The 16011-nt window shown below is 72.1% G+C and carries 12 protein-coding genes; 5 read left to right on the top strand and 7 right to left on the bottom strand.

What is annotated here, in order from left to right; all coding sequences use genetic code 11:
* Window positions 1–211 precede the first annotated feature (211 nt).
* Window positions 212–2665: a DNA gyrase/topoisomerase IV subunit A gene (locus ABTY20_RS32740; protein ID WP_352000783.1), complete on the top strand. Its 2454-nt coding sequence runs from the start codon at window positions 212–214 to the stop codon at window positions 2663–2665.
* Here the strand turns inward: ABTY20_RS32740 and ABTY20_RS32735 are convergent.
* The 3 genes from ABTY20_RS32735 to ABTY20_RS32725 all read right to left on the bottom strand — a co-directional run bounded on the left by ABTY20_RS32735 (window position 2662) and on the right by ABTY20_RS32725 (window position 6213).
* Window positions 2662–3705, bottom strand: a complete 1044-nt coding sequence (locus ABTY20_RS32735) for a CobW family GTP-binding protein (protein WP_352000782.1) — start codon at window positions 3703–3705, stop codon at window positions 2662–2664. The genes ABTY20_RS32740 and ABTY20_RS32735 overlap by 4 nt on opposite strands.
* 361 nt (window positions 3706–4066) lie before the next feature.
* Window positions 4067–5815, bottom strand: coding sequence for a protein kinase domain-containing protein (locus ABTY20_RS32730; protein ID WP_352000781.1), 1749 nt, complete (start codon window positions 5813–5815; stop codon window positions 4067–4069).
* Window positions 5812–6213 carry a hypothetical protein gene (locus ABTY20_RS32725; RefSeq protein WP_352000780.1) on the bottom strand — a complete coding sequence of 134 codons (402 nt, stop codon included), beginning with the start codon at window positions 6211–6213 and terminating at the stop codon, window positions 5812–5814. The genes ABTY20_RS32730 and ABTY20_RS32725 overlap by 4 nt, the downstream gene beginning before the upstream one ends.
* A 252-nt stretch (window positions 6214–6465) precedes the next feature.
* On the opposite strand from ABTY20_RS32725, the gene ABTY20_RS32720 reads away from it, so the two are divergent.
* From ABTY20_RS32720 to ABTY20_RS32710, 3 genes are all read left to right on the top strand, one after another.
* Window positions 6466–7404, top strand: a complete 939-nt coding sequence (locus ABTY20_RS32720) for a ferredoxin family protein (RefSeq protein ID WP_352000779.1) — start codon at window positions 6466–6468, stop codon at window positions 7402–7404.
* A 77-nt stretch (window positions 7405–7481) separates the two neighbouring features.
* On the top strand, window positions 7482–9155 hold the full coding sequence (locus tag ABTY20_RS32715) for a sensor histidine kinase (RefSeq protein WP_352000778.1): 1674 nt from the start codon (window positions 7482–7484) through the stop codon (window positions 9153–9155).
* Entirely contained in the window at window positions 9152–9832 is a 681-nt protein-coding gene (locus ABTY20_RS32710) for a response regulator (RefSeq protein WP_352000777.1), read from the top strand. Before ABTY20_RS32715 ends, ABTY20_RS32710 begins: the two co-directional genes overlap by 4 nt.
* An 82-nt stretch (window positions 9833–9914) precedes the next feature.
* Here ABTY20_RS32710 and ABTY20_RS32705 read toward each other — a convergent pair whose 3' ends face one another.
* The 3 genes from ABTY20_RS32705 to ABTY20_RS32695 all read right to left on the bottom strand — a co-directional run bounded on the left by ABTY20_RS32705 (window position 9915) and on the right by ABTY20_RS32695 (window position 14174).
* Window positions 9915–11507, bottom strand: a complete 1593-nt coding sequence (locus ABTY20_RS32705) for a monocarboxylic acid transporter (protein ID WP_352000776.1) — start codon at window positions 11505–11507, stop codon at window positions 9915–9917.
* Window positions 11504–11953, bottom strand: a complete 450-nt coding sequence (locus ABTY20_RS32700; protein ID WP_352000775.1) for a DUF485 domain-containing protein — start codon at window positions 11951–11953, stop codon at window positions 11504–11506. Before ABTY20_RS32700 ends, ABTY20_RS32705 begins: the two co-directional genes overlap by 4 nt.
* Before the next feature lie 97 nt (window positions 11954–12050).
* Window positions 12051–14174 carry a DNA gyrase/topoisomerase IV subunit B gene (locus ABTY20_RS32695; protein ID WP_352000774.1) on the bottom strand — a complete coding sequence of 708 codons (2124 nt, stop codon included), beginning with the start codon at window positions 14172–14174 and terminating at the stop codon, window positions 12051–12053.
* 439 nt (window positions 14175–14613) lie between these two features.
* Between ABTY20_RS32695 and ABTY20_RS32690 the strand changes: the two genes are divergently transcribed.
* Entirely contained in the window at window positions 14614–14844 is a 231-nt protein-coding gene (locus ABTY20_RS32690) for a DUF7455 domain-containing protein (protein ID WP_352000773.1), read from the top strand.
* Window positions 14845–14982: 138 nt separating this feature from the next.
* On the opposite strand, the gene ABTY20_RS32685 is transcribed toward ABTY20_RS32690, so the two are convergent.
* Window positions 14983–15816 (bottom strand): S1 family peptidase, encoded by an 834-nt coding sequence (locus tag ABTY20_RS32685; protein ID WP_352000772.1) that lies wholly within the window; start codon window positions 15814–15816, stop codon window positions 14983–14985.
* Window positions 15817–16011 lie beyond the last annotated feature (195 nt).

Here is a 16011-nt window from a genome sequence, read left to right as displayed (position 1 = left end):
CGCGGGTGGGCGCGACGGCACCCCGCGGACGCCGGGCCGCGCACCCCTCCCCCGGCCGGTTCGCACGGGGCCGCGTACCCTGCTCGCACCCCCCGCACCGCGCCCCCGCCAACCGCCCGGACCCGGGACCCTGGTCCCCTCTGTCAGTGCGACGGTCCACAATGGTCCGCATCAGATCCCGTCCACACGCTTCAGCAAGGAGCCGGCAGCGATGGCCCGCCGCAGCACGAAGACCCCGCCGCCCGACGACTCGTACGAGGAGAAGATCCTCGACATCGACGTCGTCGACGAGATGCAGGGCTCCTTCCTCGAGTACGCGTACTCGGTCATCTACTCCCGCGCCCTGCCCGACGCGCGCGACGGCCTCAAGCCGGTGCACCGCCGCATCGTCTACCAGATGAACGAGATGGGCCTGCGGCCCGAGCGCGGCTACGTGAAGTGCGCCCGCGTCGTCGGCGAGGTCATGGGCAAGCTGCACCCCCACGGCGACGCGTCGATCTACGACGCCCTGGTCCGCATGGCCCAGCCGTTCTCGATGCGCGTCCCCCTGGTCGACGGCCACGGCAACTTCGGCTCGCTGGGCAACGACGACCCGCCCGCCGCCATGCGGTACACCGAGTGCCGGATGGCCGAGGCCACCAGCCTGATGACCGAGTCCATCGACGAGGACACGGTGGACTTCGCGCCCAACTACGACGGCCAGGAACAGGAGCCGGTGGCGCTGCCCGCCGCGTTCCCGAACCTCCTGGTGAACGGCGCGTCGGGGATCGCCGTCGGCATGGCCACCAACATGCCGCCGCACAACCTGCGCGAGGTCGTCGCGGCCGCGCGGCACCTGATCAGGTACCCGAACGCCGACCTCGACGCCCTGATGAAGCACGTCCCGGGCCCCGACCTGCCCACCGGCGGCCGGATCGTCGGCCTGTCCGGCATCCGGGACGCGTACGAGAAGGGCCGCGGCACGTTCAAGATCCGCGCGACGGTCACCGTGGAGGACGTGACGGCCCGCCGCAAGGGCCTGGTCGTCACCGAGCTGCCCTTCACGGTCGGCCCGGAGAAGGTGATCGGCAAGATCAAGGACCTGGTCGGGTCGAAGAAGCTCCAGGGCATCGCCGACGTCAAGGACCTCACCGACCGCGAGCACGGGCTGCGCCTGGTCATCGAGATCAAGAACGGCTTCGTGCCGGAGGCGGTCCTGGAGCAGCTGTACAGGCTGACGCCGATGGAGGAGTCCTTCGGCATCAACAACGTGGCGCTGGTGGACGGCCAGCCGCTCACCCTCGGCCTCAAGGAGCTCCTGGAGGTCTACCTCGACCACCGCTTCGACGTCGTGCGCCGGCGTTCGGAGTTCCGCCGGGGCAAGCGGCGCGACCGCCTCCACCTGGTCGAGGGCCTGCTCACGGCGCTGGTGGACATCGACGAGGTCATCCGCCTGATCCGCTCCAGCGAGAACTCCGCGCAGGCCAAGCAGCGCCTGATGGAGCGGTTCTCCCTCAGCGACGTCCAGACCCAGTACATCCTGGACACACCGCTGCGCCGCCTCACCAAGTACGACCGGGTCGAGCTGGAGGCCGAGCAGGACCGGCTGAACGCGGAGATCGAGGAGCTGACCCGGATCCTGGACTCGGACGCGGAGCTGCGCAAGCTGGTCTCCTCGGAACTGGCCGCGGTCGCCAAGAAGTTCGGCAACGACCGCCGTACGCTGCTGCTGGAGTCGTCCGGCGCCCCGGCCGCCGCCGTGCCGCTGCAGGTGGCGGACGACCCGTGCCGCGTGCTGCTGTCCTCCACCGGCCTGCTCGCCCGCACGGCGGACAACGAACCGCTCGCGGCCGGCGCCAAGCGGGTCAAGCACGACGTGATCGTCTCGGCGGTGCCGGCGACGGCCCGCGGCGAGATCGGCGTCGTCACCTCCCTCGGCCGTCTGCTCCGGCTGAACGTGGTCGACCTGCCGCAGCTCCCGGAGACGATGCCGGTGCCGAGCCTCTCGGGCGGGGCGCCCCTGGCCGAGTTCGTGTCCCTGGAGGACGACGAGCAGGTGGTGTGCCTGACCACGCTCGACGAGTCGTCGCCGGGCCTGGCGCTCGGCACGGAGCAGGGTGTCGTCAAGCGCGTGGTGCCCGACTACCCCTCCAGCAAGGAGGAGCTGGAGGTCATCACGCTCAAGGAGGGCGACCGGATCGTCGGCGCGATCGAGCTGCGCACGGGCGAGGAGGACCTGGTCTTCATCAGCGACGACGCCCAGCTGCTGCGCTACCCGGCCGCGCAGGTCCGGCCGCAGGGACGCCCCGCGGGCGGGATGGCCGGCATCAAGCTCACCGAGGGGGCGAAGGTCATCTCCTTCACGGCGGTCGATCCGGCGGCGGACGCGGCGGTGTTCACGGTCGCGGGTTCGCGGGGCACGCTGGACGACTCGGTCCAGACGACGGCCAAGCTGACCCCGCTCGACCAGTACCCGCGCAAGGGCCGGGCCACCGGCGGTGTGCGCTGCCAGCGGTTCCTGAAGGGCGAGGACTGCCTGGCCCTGGCCTGGGCGGGTCCGCTCCCGGCCAAGGCCGCGCAGAGGAACGGCACCGCGGTGGACCTCCCGGAGCCCGACCCGCGCCGCGACGGCTCCGGCGTCTCCCTGCCGAAGACGGTGTCGGTGGTGGCGGGACCGGTGGTCTAGGCGGCCGGGTCCTCCGCCGCCCCCTGCACATAACGGAGCACGCCCCACATGCCCTGCTCGTCGGCGTGTGGGGTGCCGTCGCCCGCGCACGCCTCCAGCTCCCCGCGCAGGGCGGTGGCGTCGATGCCCGAGCCGATGAGCACGAGCTGCGTGAGCCGCTCCCCATCGGCGGGCCAGGGCTCGGGGTAGAACCGCAGGAACCGCCCCACGGCGTGCACGGCGTACCGGTTGCGGGTGTCGTACGGCCCGAAGTCGACGTATCCCTTGATCCGGTAGAGCCCCTCGGGCCGGCCGTCCAGGAACCGGATCAGCCGCCGCGGGTCCAGCGGGCGCCCGGAGACGAAGGAGACGCTGTCGTACGCGGCGTGCAGGTGCTCGGCGTGGTCGTCGCGGGGCAGGTCGTCGAACGACAGCTGCCCGACGCGCTCCTCGCTCGGTCTGCAGTCGAAGAGGAACTCCGGATCGACACGGCCGTACGTGGCGGGCACCACGGCCGCGCGGCCGGCGAGGGACCGGACCAGGTCCCGTACCCGCGCGGCGTCGGTGGCCCGGTCCACCTTGTTGACGACCACGAGATCCGCGAGGCCGAGGTGCCGGTCGATCTCCGGGTGCCGGGCCCGGGTCTCGTCGAACTCGGCGGCGTCCACGACCTCGACGAGCCCGCCGTACACGATCCCCGGATGCTCGCTGGCGAGCACCATCCGCACGAGTTCCTGCGGTTCGGCGAGACCGCTGGCCTCGATGACGATGACGTCGATCCCGGCGGAGGGACGGGCGAGGCGCTCCAGGTAGACGTCGAGCTCGCTGCCGTCGACGGCACAGCACAGGCACCCGTTGCCCAGGGACACGGTCGAGTCCCCGAGCGCCCCGGCGACGGCCATCGCGTCGATCTCGATCGCCCCGAAGTCGTTGACCACCGCACCGATGCGGCTGCCGCCGCTGCGGTGGAGGAGGTGGTTGAGCAGGGTGGTCTTCCCCGAGCCGAGGAAACCGGCCAGTACGACCACCGGAATCTGCCGCCCGCTGCTCCGCTCCGACACGCGACCCCTCTCCCACCTCCGCGCACACCGGCTCGCTCACGGCGTGCGCCCGAAGACCGACTGACGCCCCAGGATACGAGTGCCGGGAACGACGGCGAAGTGAACGGTTGTGAGCAGCGTCCGCCGGGCAGACGTTCGGGCAAGGCGCCGGTTTGCGCGACCCTCGCTTCCCTCCGTGCGCCTCCTGGCCGCCTTCCCGCCGATCGGAGCCGCTCGGCACCCCGGAAGGAGGCGAGCGCCGCCCACCGCTCGCCGGTTCCCCACCGTCGACCCGCAACCCGACGACCGGCGGACGGCGGCCCGATGCCGGCACCCTCCGGGCCGCGGGACGTTCCTCAGCTCCCCGTCGGCCGCCCGCGCACTACCGCCCCCACCCCGCAGCGGTGAACTCCGCCATGGCGGCTCTGACCTCGGGTTCGAGGTAGCCGTAACGCCGGGCACGGGCGAAATCCGCCGCCACCGCTTCCCGGAGCGCTCTGTACGCGTCGGCGTCGCCGTTGCCGACGGCACTGTGGACGACGATGCGGGTGAAGGCCCGGTGGGCGTAGGCCGAGCCGACCGTGGGGTGGAACTCCACCATGCGGTCGCAGACGGCCAGTGCCTCCTCGTGGCGTTCCGCTTCGCAGAGCATGTTCGCCAGGCCCGAGAAGTAGGAAAAGTCGCCGGCGAGACCGAGGGCGTGCTGCGTGAGCGCGATCGCCTTGTCCAGTTCACCCATCTCTTGGTGGATCAGGGCGGCGTTCGCGTACATGCGCGAATACTGCGGCTGCGCCGCGATCGCCCGCGCCGCGCTGCGGGCGGCGGTCGGCAGGTCACCCGTGACGCGTTCCGCATGGGCGCGCTCGGTGTAGTAGGTCGCTGAAAACGCCGCGGGGGTGTCCTCGTCGAGCAGTTCGGCCACCTCGTCCAGTTCCCGCAGGGCCGCCTCCGGCCGCCCTCGGGAGGTGAGGGCGCGGGCGATGATCAGCCGCGCGTGCACCGTCTCCCTGCCCTCCAGCCCGGCCTTCGCCTTGAGAGCCGTCTCCTCGGCCTCCTCGAAGAGCCTGATGTTGAGCAGCCCCTGCGCCGCGGCCACCTGACGGCCGGGCTCGGTGGGAGACGGCTCCGGAACGGACACATCGACCCCGAGGGCTGCGGCCACCCGGCGCAGGACGCTCCGTACGTGATCCAGTTCCGGTCGGTCCGCCGGGTGCTTGGCCAGCATGTCGCCGATCAGTGTGCGCAGTGCGGGCGGAACCGGATACCGGGCGGTGTCGAGCGGCAGCGGCTCGGCATGGAGATGACGCAGAAGACAGTCGGCCATGGAAGTGGGCGGCCCGTAGGCCGGAACTCCGGAGATCATCTCGTGAGCGATGCAGCCCAGTGCGTAGACATCGCTCTCCTGGACCGCACGACGGCTGACGATCTGCTCCGGCGCCATGTAGAGGGGCGTTCCCGCCAGGCCGGACGCGTGTCCACCGGCGATCTCCGCGCTCACCGCCGCCACCGCTCCCGCCGGGAACGCGACATCCGTCGACGCGTCCGTCGTCCTCGCGGGACCCGCGTGACCTGCCGGGGCGACCGCTTCAGCGGCCATCCGCACATGCGCCAGGCCCAGATCCGTGATCTTCGCCGTGCCGTCGGCCGAGACCAGGATGTTCTCCGGCTTCAGGTCGGCGTGCACGAAACCGGGCAGGGCTGCGCGGACGTGGGCGAGACCGTCGGTGACACCGATCAGCGTGCGAAGGACGCCGCCCAGGTCCGCTCCGGCTTCCGGCATCGAGGCGCGCAGGGACCGCGGGACGTACTCCAGGACGAGTAAGGGTGCCTCGAAGCGTCCCTCATGGGCGGACAGCGCCCGGACGACGTTCCGGTGCCGGCCAAGCTGCAGCCAGAGGTAGCACTCGCGCAGGAAACGGATCTCCGTGCCGGGGACCGCCAGGATCTCCGGGCTCAGCCGTTTGACCGCCGCTTCCGTCACCCCTCGCCCCTTCGGGTCCGCGTCGCAGAGGTAGACGAGCGACATGCCGCCACGGAGCACCCGCCGAGGCTTCAGGTACGACAGCCGCATCGGGGGATGGTGACCGGGCAGTTCGTCCTCCGGGACGACCGGGGGCAGCTCGATGCTCACCCGACCGTGCCCACTTCGTCCCCGTCGTCCGTCTCCGGGACGCCGGACGGGGTGGCGCCCGGCCCGCTGGTGACCAGCCGGCCGAACTGCCAGCCGTCCAGACGTGAACGCTCCTCCTCCAGCTGGCGCGCGACAAGTGCGAGATTCATCCGGGCAAGGCGGGCGATGTTCTGCAGTTCCGCGATCGTGGTCGACGGGTCTTTGGCGCGCTGCACGATGAGATTGGCGGCCTCGGCCCCGGCGACGGCCGCGGAGGTCGCCGTCTGCAGACGCTCCCGCTGCTGGGCGATCCGCTCCCGTTCGGTGCGCTGCACGCGCCGCGCGGTCCGGAACTGCCATGTCGCCAGCAGGAACGAGGCGATCGTCACCACGCCCGCCACCGCGTTGATCCAGTCCAATGTGCGCCCCCCGACCACAGTTGTCCAGGATGACGGAACCCGGCACCCCTCTGCACCACCACGTCCGCATCTGCGCGGTTACAGGTGATTTTATGTAGCCGGAAGCCCTTCTGAACAGGCCGCGGACTCCTCCGTCCCGGACCGGATCCGCGCGGGTCCGCCGACGGGGCCGGGACCGCCCCGGCCGCCGTCCGGCCGGAACTCGGGCGGGGCGACGGGCGACTGCCGGGCAAGTCAGGTTAGGCTCGCCTTATGAGCACGTGCTCGAACGTCTCCCGTGAGCTCGACGAGCCGGTCGCGGGGACCGCGGCCACCGCGCGGACCTGGCTCCTGCTGGAGCAGCCCGGCCCCTGGGGTGCGAAGGCGCTCACCTCCAGCCACCTCGACCCCGCACTGGGCCGTGCCCTGGAGGCCGCCGTGCGGGACAGCGGGGTGCGGATCGCGCTCGTACGGCGGCCCGGGCGGCACGCCGACCGCCGGACCACCGCCGCACGCCGGGTGTACGCGGCCCACACCGTCCCCGGGAACGTGTGGCTGCGCTCCGCCACGGTCACGGACCCCGAACGCCTGCTCGACCTCGACTTCACCGCGCTCGGCGGGGGCGAGCCCGAGACCTTCGCGACGACGCTCGGCGGCCGGCCCCACCGGGGCGCCCCCCTCGCCCTCGTCTGCACCAACGGCAAGCGCGACCGCTGCTGTGCCCTGCTCGGGCGGCCCCTGGCGGCCGAACTCGCCGCCTCCGGGGTCGAGGGTGTCTGGGAGGTCACCCACCTGGGCGGCCACCGCTTCTCCCCCACCGTGCTCGTGCTGCCGTACGGCTACGCGTACGGGCGCGCCGAGGCGCACGCCGTCAAGGAAGTGCTGCACGGCGTGCAGGAGGGCCGGATCGTCGTCGAGGGGTGCCGGGGCGGTTCCGCCTGGGAGCGCCCGGAGCAGGCGGCCGAGCTGGCCGTCCGGCGGACAGTGGGCGAGTACGCCGCCGAGGCCCTGCGCGTCCTGCGGACGGACGGCACGGCGCCCCGCTGGGTGGTGACCGTCGCCCACGCGGACGGGCGCCGGTGGCGGGTGGAGGTCGCCCGGGGCGCCTCCCTGCCGCCCCGTCCGGAGAGCTGCGGGTCGGCGCTCGGCTCACCCGCGCGGATGGACGTCGTGGGTGTCCGCGAGGTGAGCCTGGCGACGCTGTCGGGCTGAACCCCCGTTCCGCGGATCCGGGAGATCCCCGCCACACCCCTGCGGCACCCCGCACCCGCCCGCGTACCGTCGGGGGCATGAGCTCCACCGCCCCCGTACGCCGCCTGCGCCTCGGCCTGCCTCGACGGGTGTTCTCGCAGGTCCTGCTGATGCAGCTGGCGATCGCCGCGGGGGTCGCGGTGCTGGCCACCGGGCTGTTCCTCGCACCGCTCGGCGACCAGCTGGACGACCAGGCCATGCGCCGCGCGCTCGCGATCGCGCAGACCACCGCCCAGCAGCCGCAGCTGGTGCGGGACCTGCGCGGCACGGAGCCGTCCCCGGACGGGCCGGTGCAGCGGACGGCCGAACGGATCCGGAAGGCCACCGGCGCCGAGTACGTCGTGGTGCTGGACCGGCGGGGCGTGCGCTGGTCGCACACCGATCCGGAGCGGATCGGCGGCCTGGTGTCGACCGACCCCGGTGAGGCGCTGGCCGGACACGACGTCATGGAGATCGACGACGGCACGCTGGGACGCTCCGCGCGGGGCAAGGTGCCGCTGCGGGACGACGGCGGCGGGATCGTCGGGGCCGTCTCGGTCGGCATCGCCTACGACAGCGTCCGGGCCCGGCTGATCCACGCCGTCCCGGGACTGTTCGCCTACGCCGGCGGCGCCCTGGCCGTGGGCGCGCTCGCGGCCTGGCTGATCTCCCGGCGGGTGCAGCGACAGACCCGTGACCTGGCCTTCTCGGACATCGCGGCGCTGCTCGCGGAGCGTGAGGCGATGCTGCACGGCATCCGGGAGGGCGTCGTCGCCCTGGACCGCACCGGCCGGATCCGGCTGCTGAACGACGAGGCGCAACGCCTGCTGGGGGTCGGTGAGGAGGCGGTCGGCCGCTCCCCCGACGAGGCGCTCGGCGCGGGACGCACCGCCGATGTGCTGGCCGGACGGGTGACCGGCACCGATCTGCTCACCGTGCGCGGCCGGCGGGTCCTGGTCGCCAACCGGATGCCGACGGACGACGGCGGTGCCGTGGCCACCCTGCGCGACCGCACGGAGCTGGACCGGCTCGGCCGGGAACTGGACTCCACGCGCGGGCTGATCGACGCGCTGCGCGCCCAGGACCACGAGCACGCCAACCGCATGCACACCCTGCTGGGGCTGCTGGAGCTGGAGATGTACGACGACGCGGTGGAGTTCGTCGGCGAGGTCGTCGGTGACCACCGGACCACCTCGGAGCAGGTCACCGAGAAGATCCGGGACCCGCTGCTCGCCGCGCTGCTGGTGGGCAAGGCGACGGTGGCGGCCGAGCGCGGGGTGGCGCTGTGGGTGTCGGACGGGACCCGGCTGCCGGACCGGCTGGTCGACCCCCGGGGGCTCGTCACCGTCGTCGGCAACCTGGTGGACAACGCCCTGGACGCCGTCGCCGGTACGCCGCAGGCGCGCGTGGAGGTCGAACTGCGCGCCGAGGGCCGTACGGCGGTGCTCGTGGTGCGCGACACCGGGCCCGGGATCCCGCCGGAGCACCGCGAGTCGGTCTTCACCGAGGGCTGGTCCACCAAGGAGCCGCCGGCCCACCGCGAGCGCGGCATCGGACTGTCCCTGGTGCGCAGGCTCGCCCAGCGGCAGGGGGGCGGCGCGACCGTGGGCGAGGCCGACGGCGGGGGCGCGGAGTTCACCGTCGTGCTGCCCGAGGCGCTGAGCGAACCGGGCGCGGAACCCGCGCCCACCGGGGTGGCCGGCCCGGGAACCAGCGAGGAGGAGTCGCGATGATCGAGGTCCTGGTCGTGGACGACGACGTGCGGGTCGCACGGGTCAACGCCGCCTACGTCGAGAAGGTGCCCGGTTTCCGGGTCGCCGGTCAGGCGCACAGCGCGGCCGGGGCGCTCGGCCGGCTGGAGGCGCCGCCCCGGCCGGACCTCGTGCTCCTGGACCACTACCTGCCCGACGGGACGGGGCTCGAGGTGGTGCGGGAGATGCGCCGGCGCGGCCACCAGACCGACGTGATCATGGTGACGGCGGCCCGGGACGTGTCCACGGTGCAGGCGGCGATGCGCCAAGGCGCCCTGCAGTACCTGGTCAAGCCGTTCGCCTTCGCCGGGCTGCGCGTCAAGCTGGAGGCGTACGCGGAGCTGCGCCGCACCCTCGACGGCGGGGGTGAGGCGGAGCAGGGAGAGGTGGACCGCATCTTCGGCGCGCTGTCGGCGTCGTCCGAGTCGCCGTTGCCGAAGGGCCACTCCCCCACCACCGCCGCACTCGTGCGGCAGTCCCTGATGCACGCCGACGGCCCGCTGTCGGCCCAGGAGATCGCCGAGCGCACGGGGGTGAGCCGTCAGACCGCCCAGCGCTATCTGAAGCTCCTGGAGCGCACCGGACGGGCCACGCTGACGCTGAAGTACGGCGACGCGGGCCGCCCGGAACACCGTTATGCGTGGGCGGCCCGCGCCTGAGGACACGGCCCCGTGGGGGCGGGAGGGAGCCGTGTCCTCCCCCTCTCACGGAGGGCGGCGCGGCCCGGCCCTGCCGGGCGCCCTACACCGCCCCCGCGCCGGTCAGCGAGCGCACCTCGGTCTCCGCGTGCTTGGCCTCGTCGGGCACCTCGGGCGAGGTGAGCGTGCCGAGCCAGCCCGCGAGGAAGCCCAGCGGGATGGAGACCAGACCGGGGTTCTGCAGCGGGAAGAGCTGGAAGTCGGCGTCCGGGAAGAGGGACGCGGGGCCGCCCGACACCACGGGCGACAGCAGCACCAGCACCACGGCCGGGACCAGACCTCCGTAGACGGACCACACGGCACCGCGGGTGGTGAAACCGCGCCAGAACAGCGAGTACAGCAGCACGGGCAGGTTCGCGGACGCGGCCACGGCGAAGGCGAGGCCCACCAGGAACGCGACGTTGAGGTCGCGGGCCAGCAGACCGAGGCCGATCGCGAGCAGACCGACGCCGGCCGCGGCGACCCGGGCCACCGCCACCTCGCTGTGCGGCTTCCCGCGCCGGCGCCGCAGGGAGGCGTACAGGTCGTGCGCGACGGACGCCGAGGAGGCGAGCGTGATGCCGGCGACCACGGCGAGGATGGTGGCGAAGGCGACCGCGGCGACGCTCGCGAACAGGATCGTCCCGCCCGTGGAGCCGGCGCCGCCGCCCAGGTCGAGGGCGAGCAGCGGCACCGCCGTGTTCCCGGACGCGTTCGAGGCGCGCACGGCGTCCGGTCCGACGAGGGCGGCGGCACCGAAGCCGAGCACGATCGTCATCAGGTAGAAGCCGCCGATGAGGCCGATCGCCCAGACGACCGACCGCCGTGCCGCCCGCGCGGTGGGGACGGTGTAGAAGCGGGACAGGATGTGCGGCAGCCCCGCCGTGCCGAGCACCAGCGCGAGGCCCAGGCTGATGAAGTCGAACCGCGCGGTCCAGTCCGCGCCGTAGGCGAGCCCGGGCGCCAGGAACGCCTCACCGTGACCGCTGCGTTCGGCGGCGGTGAGCAGCAGCCGGTTGACGTCGCCGTGGAACCGCAGCAGGACGAGGACGGTCAGCGCGACGGTGCCGCCGAGCAGCAGCACCGCCTTGACGATCTGGATCCAGGTGGTGGCCCGCATCCCGCCCAGCGACACGTAGATCACCATGAGCACTCCCACGCCGACGACGGTCCAGGACCGGGCCGCCTCGCCCGTGCCCCCGAGCAGCAGCGAGACCAGGCTGCCGGCGCCCACCATCTGTGCCACCAGGTACAGGACGGAGACGGTGACCGACGAGGTTCCCGCCGCGATCCGCACCGGCCGCTCCCTCATGCGCGCGGCGACCACGTCGGCGAGGGTGAAGCGCCCGCAGTTGCGCACCAGTTCCGCGACCAGGAACAGGACCACCAGCCAGGCCACCAGGAAGCCCACCGAGTAGAGCATCCCGTCGTAGCCGACCAGCGCGATGAGTCCGGAGATGCCGAGGAAGGACGCGGCCGACATGTAGTCGCCCGCGAGGGCGAAACCGTTCTCCATCGGGGAGAAGAGCCGGCCGCCCGCGTAGAACTCCTCCGCGGAGCCCCGTCGTCGGCGGCTCACCCAGGTCGTGATGGCCAGGGTCACCGCGACGAACGCGCCGAACAGCAGCAGCGCCGGCATCCGGTGGTCGCCCGTCACGCCGCGCCGCCTCTGCCGCGCGCCAGTTCCTGGGCGTCCCAGCGCAGTTCCAGCGCCGCCCGGTCCCGGCGCAGCCGCGCGTGGCGGACGTAGGCCCAGGTGAGCAGGAAGGTGGTCAGGAACTGGCCGAGCCCGGCGAGCAGGCCCAGGTTCACGGCCCCCGCGACGGGCCGCGCCATCAGTCCCGGCGCGGCCGTCGCGGTCACGACGTACGCCACGTACCAGGTGAGGAACGCGACGACCACCGGCCCCACGAACCGCCGGTAGCGACCGCGCACCTCCTGGAAGGCCGCGCTGCGCTGTACTTCGAGGTAGACGTCGGCCCCGTCCGCGCGGCGGGCCGGCGGCGCCGCCTCCACCGGGCCGGCCGACTCGCCCCAGCCCGAGGCCAGGGCGTCGTACCAGGGATCGTCGTACCTCACGTCCCCCGAGTTGCTTCGCTGCATGCCCAAGGATGGACAGAACGGGAAGATCCCCGACTCTTCTTCCCGTTCTGCTTCACCCCATCAGGTGACTGGACCGTGCGCGCGCCCGGTGCGACCGCTACGCGTCGATGCGCGAGCGGTCCAGGGTCGCCGCGGAGCTGGAGATGAACTCCTTGCGCGGGGCGACGTCGTTGCCCATGAGGAGGTCGAAGACCTGCTCGGCGGCCTCCAGGTCGGTGAGGTTGATCCTGCGCAGGGTGCGGTGGCGCGGGTCCATGGTGGTCTCGGCCAGCTGGTCGGCGTCCATCTCGCCGAGGCCCTTGTAGCGCTGGATCGAGTCCTTGTAGCGGATGTTCCTGCTCTGGAACTCCATGAGCTTGTCGCGCAGCTCCCGGTCCGAGTACGTGTAGACGTACTTGTCCTGGCCCTTCTTGGGCTGGATCAGCTCGATGCGGTGCAGCGGCGGCACCGCGGCGAACACCCGGCCGGCCTCGACCATGGGCCGCATGTAGCGGTGGAACAGGGTCAGCAGCAGCGTACGGATGTGGGAGCCGTCGACATCGGCGTCGGTCATCATGATGATCTTGCCGTAGCGAGCCGTGTCGATGTCGAAGGTCCGGCCCGATCCCGCCCCTATGACCTGGATGATCGCGCCGCACTCGGCGTTCTTCAGCATGTCGGTCACGGAGGACTTCTGGACGTTGAGGATCTTGCCGCGGATCGGCAGGAGCGCCTGGAACTCGGAGTTCCGGGCGAGCTTGGCCGTACCGAGCGCGGAGTCGCCCTCGACGATGAACAGCTCGCTGCGGTCGACGTCGTCGCTGCGGCAGTCGGCGAGCTTGGCGGGCAGCGAGGAGGACTCCAGGGCCGTCTTGCGGCGCTGGGCGTCCTTGTGCTGACGGGCCGCGATGCGGGTCCGGGCCGCGGCGACGGCCTTCTCCATGACGACGCGGGCCTGCTGGGCCGCGTCACGCTTGGTGGAGGTCAGGAACGCCTTGAGCTCCTTGGAGATCACGTTGCCCACGATGCGGCGGGCCGCCGAGGTGCCGAGGACCTCCTTGGTCTGGCCCTCGAACTGCGGCTCGGCCAGGCGGACCGTGACCACCGCGGTGAGGCCCTCGAGGGCGTCGTCCTTGACGATGTCGTCCTCGGCCACGCGCAGCATCTTCTTGGCGCGCAGCACTTCGTTCATCGTCTTGGCGACGGCCTGCTCGAAGCCGGCGACGTGGGTGCCGCCCTTGGGGGTGGCGATGATGTTGACGAACGACCTGAGCGTAGTGTCGTAACCGGTGCCCCAGCGCATCGCGACGTCGACGCCGAGCTCGCGGGTGACCTCGGTGGGCGTCATCTGGCCGTACTCGTCGAGGACCGGGACGGTCTCCTTGAAGGTGCCCTGCCCGGTGAAGCGGAGGGTGTCGCAGACGGGCCGGTCGGAGGCGAGGAACTCGCAGAACTCGCTGATGCCGCCGTCGAAGCGGAAGGACTCCTCACCCTTGCTGCCGCCCTCGCCGAGCCCGTACTCGTCGCGGACGACGATGGTCAGGCCGGGGACCAGGAACGCGGTCTGGCGGGCACGCTGGTGCAGCGTGTCCAGGGCGAGCTTGGCGTCCTTGAGGAAGATCTGGCGGTCGGCCCAGTAGCGCACGCGCGTGCCGCTGCGGGTCTTCGGGATCTTCTTGGCCTTGCGCAGCCCGCTCCCGGCCTCGAACTTCGCGTCCGGGCCCATGGCGGCGAAGGCTCCGGGGACACCGCGCCGGAAGCTGATCGCATGGGTGTGCCCGCCCCGGTCCACCTCGACGTCCAGCCGCGCGGAGAGGGCGTTGACGACGGAGGCGCCCACGCCGTGCAGACCGCCGGAGGCGGCGTACGAGCCGCCGCCGAACTTGCCGCCGGCGTGGAGCTTGGTCATGACGACCTCGACGCCGGAGAGGCCGGTCTTGGGCTCGACGTCGACCGGGATGCCCCGGCCGTTGTCCCGGACCTCCACCGAGGCGTCGTCGTGGAGGATCACCTCGATGTGGTCGCAGTAGCCTCCGAGGGCCTCGTCCACGGAGTTGTCGATGATCTCCCAGAGGCAGTGCATCAGACCGCGGCTGTCGGTCGATCCGATGTACATCCCGGGGCGCTTCCGCACGGCCTCGAGCCCCTCGAGGACGAGCAGGTGCCGCGCGGTGTAGTTGGAACCGTCCCGGTCTGCTCCTGCCAGCAGCGCTGTGGACGGCACGGACGTCTCGGCGGTCACGCGGTTCGCTCCTCGCTGAATTTCAGATGCGGCCCTCATGGGTAGGGGCGCGGCTTCAGTCACCGGTGAGAGGGTACCGAGGCCTGGTAGAGCCGTTGTAACGCCACCCTCACTCGCAACCCACCCTAGTCGAGGTCGCATGCTTGTTCGATCCCTCGATGGAGTGAAGCACACATCACGTTCCCTTCGAGGCATGAACCATTTAGGCTCCGGGCACGTCCTCATGAACAACCGGCAAGCCAGCCGGGAGGGCCGACCACCGATACGAACGCGAATCCGTACGACACATCAGACACGCACTACGGCACATTCGCCGCCAACCGGCAACAGCCACCCACCTCGGAAAGTTTTTTCGAGGAAAAGCCACGAGCGGGAACGTTTGGGGCTGGTTGGATGTTGACCCTGGTACGACAGCTCGTCGAGCTAGAGAAGAGGCGACGTGACTACTGTTCTGACCCCCGCGAGCCCGCTGACGGCCGCCGATCGCTGCGACCGCTGCGGCGCCCAGGCATACCTGCGCGTCGTCCTGCTGAGCGGCGGAGAACTGCTCTTCTGCGCCCACCACGGCCGCAAGTTCGAGCCGGAACTCAAGAAGATCGCCGCTGAGATACAGGACGAGACGGAGCGGCTGACCACCCCCACTGCGACCGCGCCCGACGAAGAGCGCTGACACCTCGCGTCCGACGACGAGCAGCCCGGCACAGGCCGGCGAGCGGGCGGCTGCCTCCATCCCGGAGGCAGCCGCCCGTCTCGTACCCACGGCCGCCCGGGACCGCTCGACGGCCCGCCGGGGCCCTTGCGCCGTTCCTCAGCCCTGCGCCCACCCGAGGGTCAGCAGGACGTCGGAGACGCGCGTGTACACCCCGGGGCTGCCCGCCCAGCCGCACCCCGTCCCCCAGGAGACGAGGCCTATCAGCCGCCCCTGGGCCACCAGCGGCCCGCCGCTGTCCCCCTGGCAGGCGTCCCGGCCGCCCTGCGCCTCCCCCGCGCACAGCATCGTCCCGGCGCGGTAGGTGCCCTCGGAACCGCCCGGGTAGGCCTTCTCGCACAGTGCGTCGGGCTGCACGCGCACGCGTGCCGCGTGCAGGCTGCCGGCGTAGGAACCCGATCCCGTGGTGTCCCCCCATCCGTAGACCATGGCCTCGGTGCCCGCCCGGTACGCGGGGTCACCCGGCCCGGCCATGGCTATGACCGAGCTCGAGGGCAGCGGTTCCGCCAGGCTGAGCACGGCGAAGTCGCCGGAGTTGGTGACGCCGTCGTAGCCCGGGTTCACCCAGGTGTCGCGTACGGCGATCTCCTGACCGTGCTCCGAGAGCAGTTCCGTGCGTCCCGCGATCACCCTGAGGTCGTCCACCCGGTCCGGAGGCGCCCCCAGCACCTCCTCGTCCATGCAGTGGGCCGCGGTGAGCACCGTGGTCCGGCCGACCGCCACACCCCCGCAGAACTGTCCCGCCCGGGTACCTCCGAACCGGTCACGGCTGGACAGCGCCACGGTCCAGGGGCCTTCCGAGACGTCGACGGGGAAGCCGCCGACGACGATGCTGTCGGCGGTCGCCGGAGCGGCCGAGGCCAGGGGTATGAGGGTCGCGGCGGCCGCGAGGACCAGCGGCCGGGCCAGGACCCGGGCAAGACGACGTCGCATGCACGCTCCTCACACTGGGGTGATACCGAGACACCCACAGTGAGGGAACCCGCCCGGGCCCGCACCCGCGCTGCCACGCGAAGGCCCGGCCCCCGGGAACGGGATGCTGTTGGTTAATTCGGGCTCTCGCGTGACGTCGGCTCCCAAGACCCGGTTGTGGTCTTGGGAGCCGATGTCGTTTGGGGAGGGTGTCGA

This window comes from Streptomyces sp. NPDC126497, from assembly GCF_040302425.1.
GTDB lineage: Bacteria > Actinomycetota > Actinomycetes > Streptomycetales > Streptomycetaceae > Streptomyces.
Note: the sequence above shows the minus strand (reverse complement) of the source record. Positions and strands in the feature narration are given on the sequence as shown.

Coding starts and splice junctions, on each gene's coding strand:
- ABTY20_RS32710 (WP_352000777.1), top strand. CDS start 9,152: ATGATCGAGGTCCTGGTCGTGGACGACGACGTGCGGGTCGCACGGGTC.
- ABTY20_RS32685 (WP_352000772.1), bottom strand. CDS start 15,816: ATGCGACGTCGTCTTGCCCGGGTCCTGGCCCGGCCGCTGGTCCTCGCG.
- ABTY20_RS32715 (WP_352000778.1), top strand. CDS start 7,482: ATGAGCTCCACCGCCCCCGTACGCCGCCTGCGCCTCGGCCTGCCTCGA.
- ABTY20_RS32720 (WP_352000779.1), top strand. CDS start 6,466: ATGAGCACGTGCTCGAACGTCTCCCGTGAGCTCGACGAGCCGGTCGCG.
- ABTY20_RS32700 (WP_352000775.1), bottom strand. CDS start 11,953: ATGCAGCGAAGCAACTCGGGGGACGTGAGGTACGACGATCCCTGGTAC.
- ABTY20_RS32740 (WP_352000783.1), top strand. CDS start 212: ATGGCCCGCCGCAGCACGAAGACCCCGCCGCCCGACGACTCGTACGAG.